The organism is Palleronia rufa (genome assembly GCF_000743715.1).
Lineage (GTDB): Bacteria > Pseudomonadota > Alphaproteobacteria > Rhodobacterales > Rhodobacteraceae > Palleronia > Palleronia rufa.
Map to the genome: position 1 here is coordinate 63,869 of NZ_JQEY01000014.1, position 18,998 is coordinate 82,866.

20 protein-coding genes and 1 pseudogene are annotated in these 18,998 nt (G+C 66.8%); 14 read left to right on the forward strand and 7 right to left on the reverse strand.

The window, feature by feature from the left end:
* Positions 1 to 221: 221 nt before the first annotated feature.
* From purF to KW83_RS15460, 3 genes are all read right to left on the reverse strand, one after another.
* A complete protein-coding gene (gene purF / locus KW83_RS15450; protein WP_051928566.1) occupies positions 222 to 1,700 on the reverse strand; it encodes an amidophosphoribosyltransferase in 1,479 nt (492 codons plus the stop codon).
* Positions 1,701 to 1,788: 88 nt separating this feature from the next.
* Positions 1,789 to 2,370, reverse strand: coding sequence for a LysE family translocator (locus KW83_RS15455; RefSeq protein ID WP_036180744.1), 582 nt, complete (start codon positions 2,368 to 2,370; stop codon positions 1,789 to 1,791).
* A gap of 51 nt (positions 2,371 to 2,421) precedes the next feature.
* Positions 2,422 to 3,003 carry an exopolysaccharide biosynthesis protein gene (locus tag KW83_RS15460; RefSeq protein ID WP_036180747.1) on the reverse strand — a complete coding sequence of 194 codons (582 nt, stop codon included), beginning with the start codon at positions 3,001 to 3,003 and terminating at the stop codon, positions 2,422 to 2,424.
* A 113-nt stretch (positions 3,004 to 3,116) separates the two neighbouring features.
* Here KW83_RS15460 and KW83_RS15465 point away from each other — a divergent pair, with 113 nt between their 5' ends.
* On the forward strand, positions 3,117 to 3,905 hold the full coding sequence (locus KW83_RS15465; protein ID WP_036180749.1) for an MBL fold metallo-hydrolase: 789 nt from the start codon (positions 3,117 to 3,119) through the stop codon (positions 3,903 to 3,905).
* Positions 3,906 to 3,919: 14 nt separating this feature from the next.
* Here the strand turns inward: KW83_RS15465 and KW83_RS15470 are convergent, their stop codons facing one another.
* Together KW83_RS15470 and thpR are read right to left on the reverse strand one after the other, a co-directional pair.
* On the reverse strand, positions 3,920 to 4,585 hold the full coding sequence (locus tag KW83_RS15470; protein ID WP_051928567.1) for a DUF2306 domain-containing protein: 666 nt from the start codon (positions 4,583 to 4,585) through the stop codon (positions 3,920 to 3,922).
* The gene (gene thpR / locus KW83_RS15475; RefSeq protein ID WP_036180751.1) at positions 4,582 to 5,124 is read right to left on the reverse strand and encodes an RNA 2',3'-cyclic phosphodiesterase; all 543 of its coding nucleotides are present in this window, start codon (positions 5,122 to 5,124) and stop codon (positions 4,582 to 4,584) included. Before thpR ends, KW83_RS15470 begins: the two co-directional genes overlap by 4 nt.
* On the opposite strand from thpR, the gene KW83_RS15480 reads away from it, so the two are divergent.
* Positions 5,017 to 5,766: a hemerythrin domain-containing protein gene (locus KW83_RS15480; RefSeq protein WP_235191440.1), complete on the forward strand. Its 750-nt coding sequence runs from the start codon at positions 5,017 to 5,019 to the stop codon at positions 5,764 to 5,766. The genes thpR and KW83_RS15480 overlap by 108 nt on opposite strands.
* A 6-nt stretch (positions 5,767 to 5,772) precedes the next feature.
* Here the strand turns inward: KW83_RS15480 and KW83_RS15485 are convergent, their stop codons facing one another.
* Positions 5,773 to 6,990, reverse strand: a complete 1,218-nt coding sequence (locus KW83_RS15485) for a multidrug effflux MFS transporter (protein WP_036180757.1) — start codon at positions 6,988 to 6,990, stop codon at positions 5,773 to 5,775.
* A gap of 176 nt (positions 6,991 to 7,166) precedes the next feature.
* Here KW83_RS15485 and KW83_RS15490 point away from each other — a divergent pair, with 176 nt between their 5' ends.
* From KW83_RS15490 to KW83_RS15500, 5 genes are all read left to right on the forward strand, one after another.
* A complete protein-coding gene (locus KW83_RS15490) occupies positions 7,167 to 8,699 on the forward strand; it encodes an acyl-CoA carboxylase subunit beta (protein ID WP_036180759.1) in 1,533 nt (510 codons plus the stop codon).
* 136 nt (positions 8,700 to 8,835) lie between these two features.
* Positions 8,836 to 8,973: a hypothetical protein gene (locus KW83_RS21010; RefSeq protein WP_161785515.1), complete on the forward strand. Its 138-nt coding sequence runs from the start codon at positions 8,836 to 8,838 to the stop codon at positions 8,971 to 8,973.
* A 50-nt stretch (positions 8,974 to 9,023) separates the two neighbouring features.
* A complete protein-coding gene (locus KW83_RS15495; protein WP_036180761.1) occupies positions 9,024 to 9,368 on the forward strand; it encodes a hypothetical protein in 345 nt (114 codons plus the stop codon).
* 339 nt (positions 9,369 to 9,707) lie between these two features.
* Positions 9,708 to 9,857 carry a hypothetical protein gene (locus KW83_RS21015; RefSeq protein ID WP_161785516.1) on the forward strand — a complete coding sequence of 50 codons (150 nt, stop codon included), beginning with the start codon at positions 9,708 to 9,710 and terminating at the stop codon, positions 9,855 to 9,857.
* A 12-nt stretch (positions 9,858 to 9,869) separates the two neighbouring features.
* Positions 9,870 to 11,930, forward strand: coding sequence for an acetyl-CoA carboxylase biotin carboxylase subunit (locus tag KW83_RS15500; protein ID WP_036180764.1), 2,061 nt, complete (start codon positions 9,870 to 9,872; stop codon positions 11,928 to 11,930).
* 90 nt (positions 11,931 to 12,020) lie between these two features.
* Here the strand turns inward: KW83_RS15500 and KW83_RS15505 are convergent, their stop codons facing one another.
* Complete coding sequence (locus KW83_RS15505; RefSeq protein WP_235191441.1) at positions 12,021 to 12,461, reverse strand: DUF4174 domain-containing protein; 441 nt, start codon at positions 12,459 to 12,461, stop codon at positions 12,021 to 12,023.
* A 158-nt stretch (positions 12,462 to 12,619) separates the two neighbouring features.
* Between KW83_RS15505 and scpA the strand changes: the two genes are divergently transcribed.
* The 7 genes and pseudogenes from scpA to KW83_RS15540 form a co-directional block, all read left to right on the forward strand.
* Entirely contained in the window at positions 12,620 to 14,749 is a 2,130-nt protein-coding gene (gene scpA, locus KW83_RS15510; RefSeq protein WP_036180769.1) for a methylmalonyl-CoA mutase, read from the forward strand.
* Positions 14,750 to 15,062: 313 nt separating this feature from the next.
* Positions 15,063 to 15,689: a VOC family protein gene (locus KW83_RS15515; protein WP_036180771.1), complete on the forward strand. Its 627-nt coding sequence runs from the start codon at positions 15,063 to 15,065 to the stop codon at positions 15,687 to 15,689.
* Positions 15,690 to 15,775: 86 nt separating this feature from the next.
* Positions 15,776 to 16,453, forward strand: coding sequence for a molecular chaperone DjiA (locus KW83_RS15520; RefSeq protein ID WP_036180773.1), 678 nt, complete (start codon positions 15,776 to 15,778; stop codon positions 16,451 to 16,453).
* A 325-nt stretch (positions 16,454 to 16,778) separates the two neighbouring features.
* Positions 16,779 to 17,126 carry a hypothetical protein gene (locus KW83_RS15525; protein WP_036180775.1) on the forward strand — a complete coding sequence of 116 codons (348 nt, stop codon included), beginning with the start codon at positions 16,779 to 16,781 and terminating at the stop codon, positions 17,124 to 17,126.
* Positions 17,127 to 17,362: 236 nt separating this feature from the next.
* Entirely contained in the window at positions 17,363 to 17,851 is a 489-nt protein-coding gene (locus KW83_RS15530) for a hypothetical protein (RefSeq protein WP_200879697.1), read from the forward strand.
* Positions 17,852 to 17,989: 138 nt separating this feature from the next.
* Positions 17,990 to 18,328: a DDE-type integrase/transposase/recombinase gene (locus KW83_RS22025; protein WP_161785517.1), complete on the forward strand. Its 339-nt coding sequence runs from the start codon at positions 17,990 to 17,992 to the stop codon at positions 18,326 to 18,328.
* Positions 18,329 to 18,619: 291 nt separating this feature from the next.
* Positions 18,620 to 18,998: pseudogene (locus KW83_RS15540) on the forward strand (transposase); the annotation flags it as partial.

Sequence of the window (18,998 nt, forward strand, 5' to 3'; positions counted from 1 at the left end):
ACCGGAAGGCCGAGGTTCGGAGCGCGTTCGCAACAGACCCTTGGGGACCGGCGGTCCCATGGACGATCGGGCGCGCACCCCGGGCGACCGGCCGCGCCGGGACCGGCACGCGCACAGACGTCCGGGGACATCTTGCGTCTTTCGGCAGCTCTCCTGTGACGCCGGATACGCCTGGAGCACATCCGGCCAACCGGTGTCCGCGCTGACGGAACCTTGCGTGGCTATTCCGCGGCTTCCTTGAGGCGAAAGCCCTTTTCGATCCGGTCGGTGGGGATCACCGGGTAGTCGCCGGAAAAGCAGGCATCGCAATATTGCGGATGGGCTTGGTCGCGGCCCAGAGCCTCGCCCACGGCACGGTAGAGCCCGTCGAGTGAGATGAAGCGCAGGGAGTCGACGCCCAGATGGACGCACATCTCATCCTCCGACATGGTGGCGGCGAGCAGCTTTTCGCGGTCGGGCGTGTCCACGCCGTAAAAGCACGGCCACGCCGTCGGCGGCGATGCGATGCGGAAATGGATCGCCGCCGCGCCTGCGTCGAGCAGCATCTCGCGGATCTTGATGCTGGTTGTGCCGCGCACCACGGAATCGTCCACCAGCACGATGCGCTTGCCCCGGATCAGCGCGCGGTTGACGTTCAGCTTGAGCCGCACGCCCATATTGCGGATCTGTTCGGTCGGCTCGATGAAGGTCCGGCCCATGTACTGGTTGCGGATGATCCCCATGGCGTAGGGGATCCCCGACTCCTGGCTGTAGCCGATGGCCGCGGGGGTGCCGGAATCCGGGACCGGACAGACCATGTCGGCCTCTACCGGCGCCTCGCGGGCCAGTTCGACGCCGATCTGGCGGCGGGTCTCATAGACCGACCGGCCGCCCAGGATCGAATCGGGGCGCGAGAAATAGACATGCTCGAAGATGCAGAAGCGCGGGCGCTGGGGGGCGAAGGGGCGGTGGGACTTCACCTCTCCGTCCTCGATCACCACCATCTCTCCGGGTTCGATCTCACGGATGAAATCGGCGCCGATGATGTCCAGCGCGCAGGTCTCCGAACTCAGCACCCAGCCGTCGCCCAACTGGCCCAGCACCAGCGGCCGCACCCCCAGCGGGTCGCGCACGCCGATCAGCTTGGTGCGGGTCATGGCGACGATGGAGAACGCGCCCTCGACCCGGCGCAGCGCGTCCTGGATGCGCTCCGGCACCTTGCGCTGCAGCGACCGGGCCATGAGGTGGATGATGCATTCGCTGTCGCTGGAGGACTGGAAGATCGAGCCGCGGTCGATCAACTCCCGTCTCAGCGCGTCGGCATTGGTGATGTTGCCGTTATGGGCGATGGCCGCGCCACCCATGGAGAACTCGCCGAAGAAGGGCTGCACGTCGCGGATCTGGGTGTTGCCCTTGGCACCGGTGGTCGAATAGCGGACATGGCCGATGGCCAGCGGGCCCGGCAGCGTGTCCATGAGCGATTGCTTGGTGAAGCTGTCGCGGACATAGCCGAAGCGGCGGGCGGAGTTGAAGCCCTGGACCGGATCGTGGCTGACGATGCCGCCCGCCTCCTGCCCGCGATGCTGAAGCGCGTGCAGCCCGAGGGCCACGAAATTCGCCGCATCGACCACGCCGGTTACGCCGAAGACGCCGCATTCCTCACGCAGCTTGTCGTCGTCCAGGGGATGGGATCTTGGCTGGACGGGGGGCATCGCGGGCATGGGGCGGACGGCTCCGGCGAGGGGCGTTGGCGCCGATGTAAGGAGTCGTGCGGCACTTGTCACGTCCCAGCGGTGCGGGGACGGGGGGTCATAGGAACACCAGTACGGGCGACAGCACCAGAAGTGCCGCCATGGTGACGTTGAACGCCCGCAGACGCGCCGGATTGCGAAGCATCCGGCCAAGTGCGCGACCTGCCGCGCACCACACTGCGACGATCGGCAGGCAGACCGCGGCGAAGACCATCGCCGCCAGCGGGGTGGCAGAGGCGGGGACGTAGACCGATACCGTGGTGAGGGCCATGGCCCAGGCCTTGGGGTTGACCCATTGGAAGGCCGCGGCCTGCAGCACGGTCAGGGGCCGTCCCGGCGGCGCGGACGGGTCCGGCGGCGCCGCGGTGGCGATCTTCCAGGCCAGGATCAGCAGATAGGCCAGCGACAGGGCCGCCAGCAGACCGGCCAGCCATGGCAGGGCCTCGAAGAGACCGGCAAGCCCGGCGCCGACCGCCAGGAGCATGACGGCGATGCCGAGCGCGATCCCGACGATATGCGGCACCGTGCGCCTCAGCCCGAAATTCGCCCCCGACGCCATGACCATGAGGTTGTTGGGGCCCGGCGTGCCGGTGGCGACGACGGCAAAGAGGATCAGCGCGGCGAGTCGGTCCGGGGTCATGGCGGCCCCTTGTGGCCGCCCGGCTCACGCGCGTCCAGAGCGGTCCCGCCGTCAGATGAACGGGGTGATCCGCCAGGCGCCCCACAGGGCCGCCGATGCCGCGACCATCGCTATCGCCATGAGGATACCGTCGCCAAGGGTGATGGCGATGCCGAAGAGCGCAATGGCCAGCATCGGGATCGCCGCCGCGAAGGGGACGAACTCCAGCGCAGGGACGGTCAGCGCCAGTCCGATCACTGCCAGAGCGGCGACCCGCATCGCGGGCCTTGAGGTCAGCGCCGAAAGGCGGTGTCCGAAATGGCGATCCAGGAACCGGCCCGGTCCCCGCATCCGGTCGACCGCGCCGGACAGGCGCTCCTCGCGGACCGCGCGTTCGCGGATCGCCGCCGGCATCCAGATCCGCTTTCGTCCGATGGCGGTCTGCACCGCGAAGATCAGCACGATGGCCGCCATCAAGCTGGGCAAGGTCGGGATGCCGCCGAGCGGCGAGGCGCCGATCAGGCCCGGCACGAGCAGAAACACCCCGCTGGAGCGATGCCCTACCTTGTCCATGACGTCGCCGACCGACACCTCGTCGCCGCTCTTCGCCAGATCGTCCAGTTCATCGAGGATGTCGGTGACGCGTCCGCTCATGCAGGCGGAACGTTGCGAAGGGATATCGCGTTCCCGTGAACATGGATGACGCGGACCGCCCGATGCATTACCTCCCGCCTCACCACACGGATGACCGAAGAGGGAGATCGGACATGACCACCAGACGCACGTTCCTTGCAGCCGGTGCGGCGATCGGCGCCTCGACCATACTGCCGACCGCGCTACTGGCCGGATCTCACGCTTCGAACGCGTTCGAGACCGAGGCGGGTCCGATTACCGTTCATCCCGTCAGCCATGCCAGTTTCGTCATGGAAACGCCCGTGGGGGTGATCTACGCCGATCCGGTGGGCGATCCTGCGCAATACGCCGATCTGCCGGAGCCGGATTTCATCCTCATCACCCATGAGCACGGCGATCACTACAACGCGGAGACCCTGACCGCTCTCGCGGTCGGCAAGACACAGATTCTGACCAACCCCGCAGTCTATGACATGCTGCCGGCCGATCTGAAGATGAAGGCCCAGCAGGCCGCCAACGGTGAGACAGTGGATGTCGCCGGCCTGATGATAGAGGCGGTGCCGGCCTACAACATCACCGACGGACGGCTGGAGTTCCATCCGCCGGGCCGCGACAACGGCTACGTGTTCGAGATCGGTGGCAAGCGGATCTACATCTCGGGCGATACGGAGGGCACGCCGGAGATGCGCGCGCTCGGAGACATCTTCATCGCATTCGTGTCGATGAACCTGCCGTTCACCATGGATGCGGGACAGGCCGCCGACGCGGTTTCGGAATTCCAGCCCGCTTTCGTCTATCCCTATCACTACCGGGGACGCGACGGCGGCACCCAGGATCCAAAGGAGTTCGCCTCGCTCCTGGGTGAGACCGATGCAGAGACGGAGGTTCGCATCGGCGACTGGTACAACCCCGACGTGATCTGAATTTTCCCTCCAGATCATCCGGCGGAGGCGTCGCTTTTCGGAGCGGCGCCTCTTTTTTCGCGGGACAGCCAGAGTTCTAGTAGCGCAAGATAGGGAAGGTAGAAGGCGAAGACCTGGACGCGGTCGAAGGGGCCGGTCAGCGCCTCTGTCGAGCCGGCGCCCCCGGTCGCCAGGAACCACGCGGCGTAGTGCAGCCGGAACAGCAGGGAACCCATGGCAAGGGTAAAGAACCGCAGCGCCCAGCGGCGATGCCGGACCAGATCGCGGGCGCGCGCCGCACGGATCGCCATGAGGGCCGCGACCCCGAGAAGCACGCCGTAGAGCGCGAAGGCCGCGTCCATGACCGGCCCCCCGATGGTGCCCCGCCCCGCGATATAGACCAGCCCGCCAAGGGCCGCGGCCAGTGCCGCGCCCACGAAGATCCGGCCCATCCCGCGGTGCAACCCGGGCCAGCGGCGGCGCAGGGCGGGAATGAGCTGGAGCGGCACCAGCGCGGTCAGCACGGCACCCGCTGCCATGTGCAGCGCAAGCGCGGCATTCGACGCAGGGGCGCCCGGCGCGAAGAGATGGCTGTCGGGCGGACGAAGCCCCCGTGCCGCGTCGATCGCCAGCCCCAGCGCATAGAGTCCGAAGGGCAGGGCCACGAGCACGGCCAGCAAGGGCAGCGCCGCGCGCCTCATGCCAGAGGGTAGCTTTCCAGCAGGTCGTATCGCGGCCCGTCCGGGTGAAGGGTGGAGCGGTAGAGATGAAGGTCAGCGGCGACGTCCGCGGGCAGGCGCGCATCGCCGTGGGCCGACAGGAACCGGCCGAGGCGGGCGTGATCCTCCGGTGGCATCCGGTGGGCAAACCGGGCCAGCGTCACATGCGGCACGAAGCGGCGGTGGGGCAGGGCGATGCCGCAGCGCCTTGCGGCGCTGGCCAAGCCTGCCTGGAGGTGCATCAACCGCGGATCGGGTACGACCGCCGCATGGACCGAGCGCGGGTTCGCGCTGCCGAACACCGAAAGGCCCCGGAACGCCACCTGCGCCGGCCCCGGGCGCCGCAGTCCGAGCGTCAGGTCCAGCTCTTCCAGCGCGTCGCGGCCTGCCTGCGCAAAAAACACCAGCGTCAGGTGCAGATCGTCCTCATCCACGATGCGCCCGCAGCGCAGGTGGTCCTGCAGATCCGAAAGCGCGCCGCGCTGATCATCGGAGAGGGAAAGAGCGAGAAAGGCGCGCATGCTGCGCAGATAGTCGCCCCGGCCGACGCGCGAAAGGGTGACGACCGGCCGCGCCCAGCCTATCTGCGGGGCATGGATGACGACGCGCTGACCCTCGAACGCCGGACCGGCCTGCCCGATGCGCTGCGTGTGCTGGAGACGGCACTCCCGCGCGGCACGTGGGAGGCACATCCCGGGTTCTCGCCCCTCACCCGGTTCTGGTTGCAGCGCCATCTGACGTTCCGGGAAATCCTCTCCAACCTGAAGGCCGGCACCGACGCCTACCTGAATGGCGACACCGATCCACGCCGCTACGGCCGCGAGACCGCAAGGTTGGCCCGGATCTTCGTGCAGGAACTGCATGGCCACCACACCATCGAGGACCAGCATTATTTCCCGATGCTCCAGACGCTCGACGGACGGCTGGACCGCGGCTTTGCCTTGCTCGACGCCGATCACGACGCGCTCGACGGACATCTGGTCGCGCTGGCCGACGCGACCGACGCCATGCGGGCGGGACTCGGATCCGATGATCCCCTGAGCCCTGCCGCGATGCTCGGGCGGCATCTGGACGGGTTCGAGCGATACCTGAACCGGCACCTGACCGATGAGGAGGATCTGGTCGTCCCGGTCATCCTGACTTATGCGCCGGAAATCGGCTGACGGCGGTCAGGCCATCCGCAGCCGCCGCTCGCGCCAGATGACGAAGAGGATCGACAGGACCGAGGCGGCGGAGGTCAGCGTCATCAGCCAGATCAGCGGGTGGCTGCTGTCCGATCCGGCCAGGATCACGCCCGCCACGGTCGAGAGGCCCGCGCCGCCGCCGATCATGATCGCGCCGCCCAGCCCCGACGCGGTGCCGGCCAGATGCGGCCGGACCGACAGCATTCCGGCGGTGGCGTTGGGGATCACCAGCCCATTGCCCAGTCCAACGGTCGTCATGAAGCCGAAAAACACCAGCGGCCCGTCCTCCCCGGCCAGGGAGATGACCAGCGACAGACCCAGCCCGATCACGGTCAGCACGGTTCCGATCAGGATCATCGGGTTGGTGCCCACCCGCGCGGCATAGCGGCCGGTCACGCCGTTGCCCACCAGATAGCCGATCGCCGGCGCGCCGAAGTAGAGGCCCAGAACCTCCGGACTCATGCCGTAGACCTCGGAGCCCACATAGGGCGCGCCGCCCAGATAGGCGAAGAACGCCCCCGAAGCGAAGGCCGCCGTCAGCGCATAGCCCCAGAACCGCGGTGCCATCAGAAGCTGCGGGTACTGGGCGACCTGCTGGCGCAGGGTACCGGTGGAGGGGGCGGCGGTTTCCCCCATGTCGTAATAGGCCAGCGCGAAGGCGGCCGCTCCGGCCAGCGCCAGGGCCGCGAAGCTCGCCTGCCAGCCGAAAAGCCCGTCCAGAAGCCCTCCGAAGGCGGGGGCGATCATCGGGACCAGGGACATTCCCATGGTCACGTAGCCGATCATCGAGGCGGAATCGTTCTGCGAGTAGAGATCCCGTATCGCCGCGCGCGGCAGGATGAGTCCCGCGACGATGGCCGCCTGGATCATGCGGAACATCAAAAACACGGCGACATGGGTAGAGAGCATGCCGCCGACCGACGCCAGGGTGAACACGGCGATGGACCACAGCATGATCCGCCGCCGCCCGTAGCGGTCGGACATCGGTCCGATCACCAGCTGCATCAGCGCGTTGACGGCCAGGTAGCCCGTCACCGCCAACTGGATCACCCCGTAGGAGGTGTCGAAATAGGCCGCCATCCCGGGCAGGGACGGCAGAAAGAGGTTCATGCCCAGCGCCCCAAGGGACGTCAGCAGGATGAGCGACACCAGATGCGGGGGCGTGGTCCGGTCGAACGGGATAGCGCGGCGGGCAGGGGGCATGGGTGACAATTGGACTGTATGGAAACGGGAAAGATCGGGCGTTGAAGCCACGAAATGCGCGGAACCTACCATGGTTTCCCGCGTCCGGCAGTCGGAAAATTTCGCCTTTCCCGCGGCGTATGGCGCACATATGTTGCGCCGCACAGGCACCTCACGAAACGAATGGAGCACGCGCCATGAAGGACATCCTGACCCAGCTTGAGGACCGGCGCACAGAGGCGCGCCGGGGTGGCGGCGCACGCCGGACCGAGGCTCAGCATGCCAAGGGCAAGCTTACGGCGCGCGAACGTCTGGACCTGTTGCTGGACGAAGGTTCGTTCGAGGAGTTCGACACATTCGTCGCCCACCGGGCAACGGACTTCGGCATGGACGAGCAGAAATATCCCGGCGACGGCGTGGTGACCGGGTGGGGCACGATCAACGGCCGGCAGGTCTATGTGTTCAGCCAGGATTTCACCGTCCTGGGTGGCTCGCTGTCGGAAACCCACGCACAGAAGATCTGCAAGATCATGGATATGGCCATGCAGAACGGCGCGCCGGTGATCGGTTTGAACGATTCGGGCGGGGCACGCATCCAGGAGGGGGTCGCCAGCCTGGCGGGCTATGCCGAGGTGTTCCAGCGCAACGTGCTGGCCTCCGGCGTGATTCCGCAGATCAGCGTCATCATGGGTCCCTGCGCGGGCGGGGCCGTCTATTCGCCGGCGATGACCGACTTCATCCTGATGGTGAAGGACACGTCCTACATGTTCGTGACCGGTCCCGACGTGGTCAAGACCGTCACCAATGAGGTCGTGACCGCAGAAGAGCTGGGCGGCGCCTCTACCCATACCCGCAAGTCCTCTGTCGCGGACGGGGCGTTCGAGAACGACGTCGAGGCGCTGATAGAGGTGCGGCGGCTGGTCGACTACCTGCCGCTCTCGAACCGCTCCAAACCGCCGGTGCGGCCGTTCTTCGACGATCCCGGGCGGATCGACGACAGCCTGGACACGGTGATCCCCGAGAACCCGAACATGCCCTACGACATGAAGGAAGTGATCGGAAAGATCGCCGATGAGGGCGATTTCTACGAGATTCAGGCCGAGTTCGCCAAGAACATCCTGACCGGGTTCATCCGGCTGGAGGGGCGGACCGTCGGCGTCGTGGCCAACCAGCCCATGGTGCTGGCGGGCGTTCTGGACATCGACTCCAGCCGCAAGGCCGCGCGGTTCGTGCGGTTCTGCGACGCGTTCGAGATCCCGATTCTGACTTTGGTGGACGTGCCCGGATTTCTCCCCGGGACGGGCCAGGAACACGGGGGCGTCATCAAGCACGGCGCCAAGCTGCTCTTCGCCTATGGCGAGGCGACGGTCCCGAAAGTCACGGTCATCACGCGCAAGGCCTATGGTGGTGCCTATGACGTGATGTCGTCCAAGCACCTGCGCGGCGATCTGAACTACGCCTGGCCCACGGCCGAGATCGCGGTGATGGGGGCAAAGGGCGCGGTAGAGATCCTCTATCGCTCGGAATTGGGCGACCGGGACAAGATCGCCGCACGGACCGCGGAATACGACACCAACTTCGCCAACCCGTTCAAGGCGGCGGAGCGCGGTTTCATCGATGAGGTCATCATGCCCCATTCCACCCGCCGCCGGGTCTGCCGCGCCTTCGCCTCCCTGCGCGGCAAGGTGCTGGCGAACCCGTGGAAGAAACACGACAACATTCCGCTGTAGGTCCGGCGTGGCTGCGGCCGTCCGTCTTGCGGCGGCCCGCCGTCCGGGCAGGGGCTTGACGATGCCGCGCCGGCACCGATGTCATGACCACATCCCGGAAAGGCCCCGCCCGGGCCGGCAAGACTGGAGACACACGATGCCGAAGAGAGTCACGATCGTCACGGCCCTGGCTGCCCTGTCCTTCACCGCCGCCTGCGGCAACCGGACAGAAGAGGTCGTCTATTCCGATCCCGCCCCGGTCATCGCGCCTGACCCGACCTACAGCAAGTTCTGACGCAACTGGCGGACGCCTGCCGCCGGTGTCCGACATGACCGGAGGGTTCAATGCTCAAACACAAGGGCTTTCCTGGCCGCCTTCCCGGCACGGACTTCCAGTTCGTCCTGCGGCGGGCCAGTCCGAAAGGGGCCACGCGCCTTGTGCCGCGTGACAGGTTCCAGGACCGCCGCGCCGCCGACCGGGCCGCCGACGAAGGCTTTCTCTGGGCCCTGTGGCGCCATTTCGGCGCCGCACCTTTCGAACGCGGCAATCTCGACGCGGGGCGGTTGTCGTGGCTCTTCGGGCGCGAGGTCGTGCCCGCAGGGGATTCGTTCGATCCAGAGAGTTACGACGCCCTTCTGCGAATTGACATCGACCGCGCCCGCGCGAGTTTTCCGGATGTCTTCGACTGAATTTCACAACTTATGGCGGAAGTCCGCTCCGCTTTCTATCGGCATAGGCGGGAAAAGGCCGATTTTGTACGGGTTTTCAAATTCGTTTTGCGCGGTGCGTGACGTTGAGGCAGTTTGAGCCGGTAGGTCCGAGTTGTCCGGTCCTGCGCAACACCGTTACCCTTCCCCTATGGCCCGGTTCTCCCCAACCGGGCCAATTTTCCGTCTGGCGGCGGAAAAAGCACGCCCCGCCGACGCGCGATGCCGCGGGGCGGGTCCGTCCGCGCATTTCTCGGGACAAACCATTGTGCAGCCCATCGAAAAGGTGGCATCAGGTTCGCAGATGCCGCGGAGGGTGCAATGAAATACGCATGGGTGGTCATGGCGGCCCTGGTCGCAGGATGTGTTGACACCGCCGGTGTCCCGACCAGCGTCATCGATGCGTCCGAGCCGCAATACGCGCCCGACGATCCCTGCAAGGGTGTCGTGCCCGAACTCTGCCCGCGCTGAGGGTCTTTACGCATGTTCGACAAGATCCTGATCGCCAACCGCGGTGAGATCGCCTGCCGCGTCATCAAGACGGCGCGCCGGATGGGCATCGCCACCGTCGCCGTCTATTCCGATGCCGACCGCAACGCGCTCCATGTCCGCATGGCCGATGAGGCGATCCATATCGGTCCGGCCCAGGCCAACCAGTCCTATATCGTCATCGACAAGGTGATGCAGGCGATCCGCGACAGCGGCGCCGAGGCGGTCCACCCGGGCTACGGTTTTCTCAGCGAGAACCCGAAATTCGCGGCCGCGCTGGCAGAGGCGGGCGTGGCCTTCATCGGCCCGCCCCAAGCCGCCATCGAGGCGATGGGCGACAAGATCACCTCGAAGAAGCTGGCCGACGAGGCGGGAGTCTCCACCGTTCCCGGCCACATGGGCCTGATCGAGGATGCCGACGAGGCGGCGAAGATCGCGTCCGAGATCGGCTACCCGGTGATGATCAAGGCCAGCGCCGGCGGCGGCGGCAAGGGGATGCGCATCGCCTGGGACGACGCCGAGGCGCGCGAGGGGTTCCAGTCCTCGAAGAACGAGGCCGCGAACAGCTTCGGCGACGACCGGATCTTCATCGAGAAATTCGTCACCCAGCCCCGCCATATCGAGATCCAGGTCCTGGCCGACACCCACGGCAACTGCATCTACCTGGGAGAGCGGGAATGCTCGATCCAGCGCCGTAACCAGAAGGTCATCGAAGAAGCGCCGTCGCCGTTTCTGGACGAGGACACGCGCCGCGCCATGGGTGAGCAGGCCGTCGCCCTGGCGCAGGCGGTGAACTACACCAGCGCCGGCACGGTCGAGTTCATCGTCGACGGCGACCGCAACTTCTACTTTCTCGAGATGAACACCCGCCTCCAGGTCGAACACCCGGTGACAGAGCTCATCACCGGCGTGGATCTTGTCGAAGAGATGATCCGCGTCGCCGCCGGTGAGAAACTGCGCCTGACCCAAGGTGACGTGCGCCTCACCGGCTGGGCCATGGAGAGCCGCCTCTACGCCGAAGATCCCTATCGCGGCTTCCTGCCCTCCATCGGCCGGCTGACCCGCTACCGCCCGCCGCAGGAGGTCGCGGCAGGTCCGATGCACGACGCCGGCAAATGGCTGCCAGTGGTCGGCGGCGGTGACGCTCCGGTGGGAGAGACCGCGACGCGCAACGACACGGGCGTGTTCGAGGGCGGCGAGATCTCCATGTATTACGACCCGATGATCGCCAAGCTCTGTACCTGGGGGCCGGACCGCGACGCGGCGATCGAGGCCATGCGCCTGGCGCTCGACCGGTTCGAGCTGGAGGGGATCGGGCACAACCTGCCGTTCCTGTCTGCGGTCATGGACCACCCGACCTTCGTCGCCGGTGAGATGACCACCGCCTTCATCGCCGAGGAATATCCCGACGGTTTCGCAGGCGTGGACCTTTCGGACGCCCATATCGACCGGATCGCGGCGGCCGCCGCCGCCATGAACCGCGTGGCCGAGATCCGGCGCACCCGGATTTCGGGGCGAATGGACAACCATGAGCGGCGGATCGGCACCGACTGGGTGGTGTTCGTCCAGGGCCGGGAGATCCGCGTCATCACCGACGCCGACCGCGAAGGCGCGACCGTGCGGTTCGAGGACGGGTCGGAGATGCGCGTGACGTCGGACTGGCGGCCCGGCCAGCCGCTTGCCATCGTCCATGTGGACCGCGTGCCGGTCGTTATGAAGGTGGCGCGCATCACCGGCGGCTTCCGCATCCGGACCCGCGGCGCGGATCTGCCGGTCAAGATCTTCTCTCCCCGTCAGGCCGAGCTTGCGCGCCTGATGCCCGAAAAGGAAGATGCCGACACCTCCAGGCTGCTCCTTTGTCCCATGCCCGGGCTGGTGGTGAAGCTCCACGTCGAGGAGGGGGCCGAGGTCCAGGACGGCCAGCCGCTCTGCACCATCGAGGCGATGAAGATGGAGAACATCCTGCGCGCCGAGAAGAAGGGCGTGGTGTCCAAGATCAACGCCTCCGAGGGCGACAGCCTGGCCGTCGACGAAATCATCATGGAATTCGAGTGACGTGACCCGCGCATGATCCGGCCGGGGCGCCGGGCGGCCCTTCCGTCCGGGCCGGATCCGGTGCGCCGGAACGAACGTGGCCGCACCCGGTCAGCGGCTTTCGCGAATCTCACGCTGGCGGATGGGCATCCCGTCGATGACGCGAGTGAGTTCGCGGACGTCCCAGGGAAAGGGTTTGCGCAGTTTCACGCCGCCGTCCTTGCCGATCAGCACCAGTTGGAACCCGCGCGGACGCAGGCGGCGGCGGATGTCCGAAAGGGTTCCGGGATCCGTATCGGCGATGATCGCCACGTCGCGGGTCGCCAGGTCGCCCGCCTGGGCGCGCAAAAGCTCGATCTGCTCCAGAAAGGCGGGATCTTCCGGGCTGTCGGCAAAGACCACAACCGGGCGCGCGATCCAGCGGAAGTCGTCCAGATCCAGCCCGGCGCCGTCCAGGATCGTGGTCGGATCCGCTTCCCAGATGGCGCGCGCATCCGCGGCGACGTCGCCGACCTGAACGGCGGGGGTGGGGCTGGTGTCTTGCGCAAACACCGGGACAAACCCGCCAAAGCCGACTAATGACAGGACCGAAATGAGCGTGACCTTTGATACCATGGGACGAATATAGGGCGTCCGGCCGGCGAATACGATGACGGAGCTTGCCGGCCCGCGGTCACATCGCCGCAAGGAGAACGAAGGAGAGCCTGCCGATGAACGACTGGAAATCCCGTGCCGAGAAAGAACTCCGCGGCCGTCCGCTGGACGCGCTGACATGGTCCACCGCCGAAGGTATCGATGTGGCGCCCGTCCACGGCCCCGAGGATGCCGAAGGCCACGGCCACATGGGGTCGATGCCGGGCGAGGCACCGTTCACCCGCGGCGTGAAGGCGACGATGTATGCCGGCCGTCCCTGGACGATCCGGCAGTACGCGGGCTTTTCCACGGCAGAGGAGTCCAACGCCTTCTACCGCCGCGCGCTTGACGCAGGACAGCAGGGGGTCAGCGTCGCCTTCGACCTGGCCACCCACCGCGGCTACGACAGCGACCACGAACGGGTCGAGGGCGATGTGGGCAAGGCCGGCGTCGCCATCGATTCGGTCGAGGACATGAAGGTGCTGTTCGACGGCATCCCGCTGGGCGACGTGTCCGTGTCCATGACCATGAACGGGGCGGTGATCCCGATCCTGGCGTCCTTCATCGTCGCCGGCGAGGAACAGGGCGTGGACCGCGCCAAGCTGTCGGGGACGATCCAGAACGACATCCTCAAGGAGTTCATGGTCCGCAACACCTACATCTATCCGCCCGAACCCTCGATGCGCATCGTGGCCGACATCATCGACTACACGGCGCGGGAGATGCCGAGGTTCAACTCCATCTCGATTTCCGGCTACCACATGCAGGAGGCCGGAGCGAACCTGGTTCAGGAACTGGCCTTCACCCTGGCCGACGGAAAGGAATACGTCCGCGTCGCCAAGGATCGCGGCATGGATGTGGACAACTTCGCCGGGCGGCTGTCGTTCTTCTTCGCCATCGGCATGAACTTCTTCATGGAGGCGGCCAAGCTGCGCGCCGCGCGGTTCCTGTGGCATGAGATCATGACCGAGATGGGCGCCAAGGACGACCGCTCGAAGATGCTGCGCACCCATTGCCAGACGAGCGGGGTCAGCCTCGCCGAGCAGGATCCCTACAACAACGTGGTCCGCACGGCCTACGAGGCGATGAGCGCAGTGCTGGGCGGCACGCAGTCGCTGCACACGAACTCCTTCGACGAAGCCATTGCGCTGCCTACGGATTTCTCGTCCCGCATCGCGCGCAACACGCAGCTGATCCTGCAGAACGAGACCGGCGTGACGCAAGTGGTCGATCCGCTGGCCGGCTCCTACTACGTGGAAAAGCTGACTGCAGACATGATCGACAAGGCGCGGGAGCTGATGGCCGAGGTGGACGAGCTGGGCGGCATGACCAAGGCGGTCGAATCCGGCATGCCGAAGCTCCGGATAGAGGAAGCCGCGGCGGCCAAGCAGGCCCGGATCGACCGGGGCGAGGAGGTCATCGTCGGAGTGAACAGGTTCCGGCTGGCCCAGGAAGAGGACCTGGACATCCGGGTGATCGACAACGCCGGCGTGCGCGACAGCCAGATCGCCGGGTTGAAGGCGCTCCGCGACGGCCGCGACCAGCCGGCCTGCGACGCCGCATTGCAGGCGCTGGAAGAGGGCGCGCGCGCCAATGGCAACCTGCTGGCCCTGGCGGTCGAGGCCGCGCGGGCGCGCGCCACGGTGGGTGAGATTTCGATGGCGCTGGAGACCGTCTTCGGCCGGCACCGCGCGGAGGTCCGCACCCTGTCGGGCGTCTACGGCGCCGCCTATGAGGGCGACGCGGGCTACGAGAAGATCCAGAAGGACGTCGAGAGTTTCGCCGAGGAAGAGGGCCGGCGCCCGCGGATGCTGGTCGTCAAGGTCGGCCAGGACGGCCACGACCGTGGTGCCAAGGTGATCGCCACCGCCTTCGCAGACATCGGCTTCGACGTCGATGTCGGCCCGCTATTCCAGACGCCCGAAGAGGCCGCCCAGGACGCGATGGACAACGACGTGCATGTGGTGGGCCTGTCCAGCCAGGCCGCCGGACACCTGACCAACGCGCCCAAGCTGATCCAGGCGCTGAAGGACAAGGGCGCGGGCGACATTCTGGTGATCTGCGGCGGCGTGATCCCGGCGCGGGACTACAAGGTGCTGAAGGAGGCGGGTGTCGCGGCGGTGTTCGGTCCGGGCACGAATATCCCGGAGGCCGCGGCCAAGGTGCTCGACCTCATCCGGCAGTCCCGGCCCGGGGCGGCCGCATGATGCGGACGTCGGTCTGAGACTCCGCGGCCTTCGGCGCGTTCGACCGTCAACGCCTGCTGACGCGGGCTGTGCCGGCGGCACGGCCTTCGACCTCGACGGGCGCAAACCGAAAAGATGACGGCCCGCTGGCGACTGGGGTCGTCCGAACGGGGCGCCTGTATCGCCCATTGCCGGGTCGGTCGCACGGAACCTCCGCGCCGCCACGGTTTGCAATAGAATTCCGCCCATTTTCCCGGAGTTGGCGCCGTTTGCGCAACTGGTGCGGCGCGCACTGCCGGTCTAGGGTGGTGTCCGGCCGAACCGGAGAGACTCCATGGACATCGATCACCTCGTCGTCACCGCCACGTCGGTCGAGACCGGCGCCCGCGCGGTCGAGGCGGCTCTCGGCGTTCCCACCGAAGACGGCGGCGCCCATCCGCATATGGGCACCCGCAACCGGCTGCTGTCGCTGGGACCCGATACCTACCTGGAGGTCATCGCCGTCGACCCCGGGGCCCCCCTGCCGGGGCATCCGCGCTGGTTCGGCATGGATGCGCCGCCCGCCGCGCCGCGCCTGTCGAACTGGGCGGCGCGCGTGACCGACATGATCCGCGCATTGGGAGAGGCGCCGATGGGCATGGGAGAGCGCAGGACACTCAGCCGCGGCGATCTGTCCTGGGACATGGCCATCCCGCAATCGGGCACATGGCCCTTCGACGGCGTCGTTCCGGCCCTGCTGTCCTGGACCGGCGCGATGCCACAGGACCGGCTCACCGACCGGGGCTGCAGGCTTCAGCGCCTGCTGCTGATCCACCCGCGCATGGGCGATCTGTCCACCGCATGGCCGCGCCTTCTCGACACGCCGCGGGTGACGGCCCAGGTCGGGCCGCAGCCCGCCATCGTGGCAGAGATCGCGACGCCCACGGGCCTCAAGATCCTGAGCGGCGCGCTTGCCGCGTGACCGCCTGGCCCCGCTGCGGCCAGATGCAGGGCCGCCATGCATCGAAGCAGCTTTCGAGCCGCCGTCGTCGCGGCTAGGCTAGGCCCATGTCGATCTGGTCCCGAATCCTGGATGCGCTCTCCGCGCTCCGCCACGGTGAGAGCCTGTCCGCGGTCTTCGACCGGCTGCGCAGCGCGCCGGAACGGTCGGTCGGGTTCACCATCGCCGTGATCGCGCTGGGCGCCAAGATGGCCAAGGCGGACGGGCAGGTGACCCGCGATGAGGTCACCGCCTTCCGTGAGGTGTTCCACATCCCCCCTGAGGCGGAGACCGCCGCGGGCCGCGTCTTCAACATGGCCCGCCAGGACGTCGCCGGGTTCGAGGACTATGCCGCGCGTATCACCGCCATATTCGGCAGCGGTGCCGCGGCCCTGTCGGACCTGCTGGAGGGGCTCTTTCACATCGCCGTTGCCGATGGAACGTACCATCCGGACGAAGAGGCGTTCCTGCGCCGGGTGCAGGAGATCTTCGGACTGACGGAGCGGCAGTTCCGCCAGATCCGCGCCCGCCATGTGGCCGGAGCGGAACCGGACCCTTATGAGGTTCTGGGCATCGCTCCGGATGCAAGCGTGAAGGAGGCCCGTTCGGCATGGCGCGCCCTGGTGCGTGAGAACCATCCCGATCGGATGATCGCGCGTGGCGTCCCGGAAGAAGCCGTGCGCATGGCCGAGCGGCGGATGCAGGCGATCAACCGGGCATGGGATGATATTTCGGCAGCAAAGTGAGGGAACCGTTCCGCGATGCGGACCGGTCCGCCGACGGGACGCGTGTTGCGTGACAACGGCGCATGGTCGTTGCGTCGGGGCGGGTTCCGGCCGCTGCACGCGCTCCGGGGCCACGGGCTTGACCTCGGCCGGGACCTCCCCCTGGTTCTGAGGCCGCGTTCGTGATCGAATGCCGCGACACCCCAAGACGGTCCTACCCGCGCGCGATCCGCAGGACGACCCGGCGGCGCGCGACCCGCCGGATGTCCACCGGACCAAACGGGCCGCGTCCGATCATTTCGCCGTGACATGAGAACCAGCGGCGGCTCCGGCGCGTTCCCGTTCCATGTATGCAATACTGAAACCCGCAACTCTCGTCCTTCTGCTGGTGACACCGGCCATCGCACAGGATCCCGAACCCTCTCCGTCCCAGGGCGATGCCAGCGACATCACCGAAGGCGTCGATATGCTGTCGGAGGGGGCGCGGCGTCTGCTGCGCGGGCTGATGGGTGAGGTCGAGCCCGAGATGCGCGACCTGGCCGATGCGCTGAAGGAGTGGAACTTCGAAGGGCTGGACCTTGAGGATCTGGGCGCCTACCAGCCGCCCGAAGTGCTGCCCAACGGCGACATCATCATCCGCCGCAAGGACAGCCGCCCGGTGGATCAGCCCATGGACGATGAGATCGAGCTCTAGACCGCCATCGGGGATCGTCCTGGGCCTGCGGCGTTGACCGTGCGGCTCCGACAAGCGATTGGGTCGCGCGCTGGCCTTTTTCGGGACATGTCGCTTCGATCATCCGACGGCAGCCCTCTTGCGTCATGGTATCAAAGGGTCCGACGGTTGGGGCTGCGGGTGGAGTGCGCCCCGCGGGGTGGACCAATTGAGCGCGTTGGGTTGACCGGGAGCGGGCTTTCAGAGGCGCACAACCCGTGCCGAAATGCCGTCGCAATCGTCGCACCGGGATCAAGCGCCAGGTTGCCGAATATCATCCCGGCGACACCCTGCATGCTCTCGGCCGTCGCCACGAGCTGTCGAGAAACCCGATCCGGATCGGGAAGGCGGAGGCCGGTGTATCGAATGAAGACGCGGCTGCGGCCCGGTTGCTCGCGGATCGTGAGGCGCGCATCGCGGCCCTCGCGCGCCGCGTCGGACGGCAGGTGCTTGAGATTTATAAAAGGCGGCTGCACGCTCCGGACCATTGCAGAAAACGCGCCTGCATCCATGACAACCGGCCCGTCGGCCTTTCCATCCGGAGGGGGCGCGCGCCGATGGGCATCGCGCGATCCAGCTCCCGCGCCGCGCCGGACGGCAGGCACGCTGATGAGGCGATCGTCGCGGAAATCCGTGCCATCGCCGACGGGGTCGAAGGCCATGCCGCCGCGTCGATGCCGAACGCCGTCACCGCGGGCTCATCGTGACCGCAGAGATGGGGCGACGGCTGATGAAGGCGCACGATCCGAACCCGCGACGGCGAAGGCGTTCGTCCGCACGACCGACAGCGATCGCGATGGACCGATCTTGGCGTCGAAAGGGTCGATGGTCCGGATCGGGTTCGGGTGGCCAACCCGACCCACATCGCGATCGCCGGTGGCTTCGCCTGCGCCGCGCTGATCCTCGATGCCCGGTCTCGTCGCGTGGTGGGGTGCGCGATCGGCCGCGGCATCGATGCGCGCCTCGCCGTGGCGGCGCTTCGTCAGGCGATCGCGCTGCGCAGGCCTTTGCCGGGTTGCGCGTTTCACTCGGACCGCGGGTCGCGATACGCTTCGGAGATGCATCGAGCCTGCCTTGCGAGGCATGGCTTCGTCGGGTCCACGAGTCGGCGCGGCACTCCACCCGCAGGCCGGGAGCTTCAGGAGGACACTGAAGGTGGAGGATCCCTCTCCGATGGACTATGAAACCTTCGACGATGTGGCTGAGGGGGTGCCCTGCTTCATCGCCGCATACGACACCCGTCGCCTGCATTCAGCCCCGGAATATCTCGGCCCCGCCCCGTTCGAGTGAACTGGCCCCCTTTTCGACCGGACACTCAGGCATAACCATAGAGGCTTGGTGGACTTGCCCCGAAAAAGTGGAGAGCAGCAACTGGGGAACCGGGAGGTGTTCCATGGGACACGGAAACAGGCTGGACCTGTCGCGGTTTGATGCCGCTCCTTTGATAGCATTTACTGCAACAAAGGAGACGAACTATGGGATTGAAACGGACGGACGAATTCCGCCAGGATGCGGTGCGTATTGCGCTGACCAGCGGGCTGACGCGCAAGCAGGTGGCTGATGATCTGGGCGTTGGAATGTCGACGCTGAACAAATGGATCACAGCGCATCGAGACACGAACGTGGTTTCACAAGAGGATTTGGACCTCGCCAAAGAGAATGAGCGGCTTCGACGTGAGATCCGGCTTCTCAGGGAGGAGAGGGAAATCCTAAAAAAGGCCACCCAGTTCTTCGCGGGCCTAAAGCAATGAGATTTAGGTTTGTCGAGGAACACAGGAACCATTTCCCAGCCAACCGTTTATGCAGTGTCGTTGGCGTCAGCACACGTGGCTTGCGGGCCTTMCGTAGCTGTTC

Excerpts from the sequence above, each read along its gene's own strand:
- purF (WP_051928566.1), bottom strand. The coding sequence starts at position 1,700 with ATGCCCGCGATGCCCCCCGTCCAGCCAAGATCCCATCCCCTGGACGAC.
- KW83_RS15455 (WP_036180744.1), bottom strand. The coding sequence starts at position 2,370 with ATGACCCCGGACCGACTCGCCGCGCTGATCCTCTTTGCCGTCGTCGCC.
- KW83_RS15460 (WP_036180747.1), bottom strand. The coding sequence starts at position 3,003 with ATGAGCGGACGCGTCACCGACATCCTCGATGAACTGGACGATCTGGCG.
- KW83_RS15465 (WP_036180749.1), top strand. The coding sequence starts at position 3,117 with ATGACCACCAGACGCACGTTCCTTGCAGCCGGTGCGGCGATCGGCGCC.
- KW83_RS15470 (WP_051928567.1), bottom strand. The coding sequence starts at position 4,585 with ATGAGGCGCGCGGCGCTGCCCTTGCTGGCCGTGCTCGTGGCCCTGCCC.
- thpR (WP_036180751.1), bottom strand. The coding sequence starts at position 5,124 with ATGCGCGCCTTTCTCGCTCTTTCCCTCTCCGATGATCAGCGCGGCGCG.
- KW83_RS15485 (WP_036180757.1), bottom strand. The coding sequence starts at position 6,990 with ATGCCCCCTGCCCGCCGCGCTATCCCGTTCGACCGGACCACGCCCCCG.
- KW83_RS15490 (WP_036180759.1), top strand. The coding sequence starts at position 7,167 with ATGAAGGACATCCTGACCCAGCTTGAGGACCGGCGCACAGAGGCGCGC.
- KW83_RS21010 (WP_161785515.1), top strand. The coding sequence starts at position 8,836 with ATGCCGAAGAGAGTCACGATCGTCACGGCCCTGGCTGCCCTGTCCTTC.
- KW83_RS15495 (WP_036180761.1), top strand. The coding sequence starts at position 9,024 with ATGCTCAAACACAAGGGCTTTCCTGGCCGCCTTCCCGGCACGGACTTC.
- KW83_RS21015 (WP_161785516.1), top strand. The coding sequence starts at position 9,708 with ATGAAATACGCATGGGTGGTCATGGCGGCCCTGGTCGCAGGATGTGTT.
- KW83_RS15500 (WP_036180764.1), top strand. The coding sequence starts at position 9,870 with ATGTTCGACAAGATCCTGATCGCCAACCGCGGTGAGATCGCCTGCCGC.
- scpA (WP_036180769.1), top strand. The coding sequence starts at position 12,620 with ATGAACGACTGGAAATCCCGTGCCGAGAAAGAACTCCGCGGCCGTCCG.
- KW83_RS15515 (WP_036180771.1), top strand. The coding sequence starts at position 15,063 with ATGGACATCGATCACCTCGTCGTCACCGCCACGTCGGTCGAGACCGGC.
- KW83_RS15520 (WP_036180773.1), top strand. The coding sequence starts at position 15,776 with ATGTCGATCTGGTCCCGAATCCTGGATGCGCTCTCCGCGCTCCGCCAC.
- KW83_RS15525 (WP_036180775.1), top strand. The coding sequence starts at position 16,779 with ATGTATGCAATACTGAAACCCGCAACTCTCGTCCTTCTGCTGGTGACA.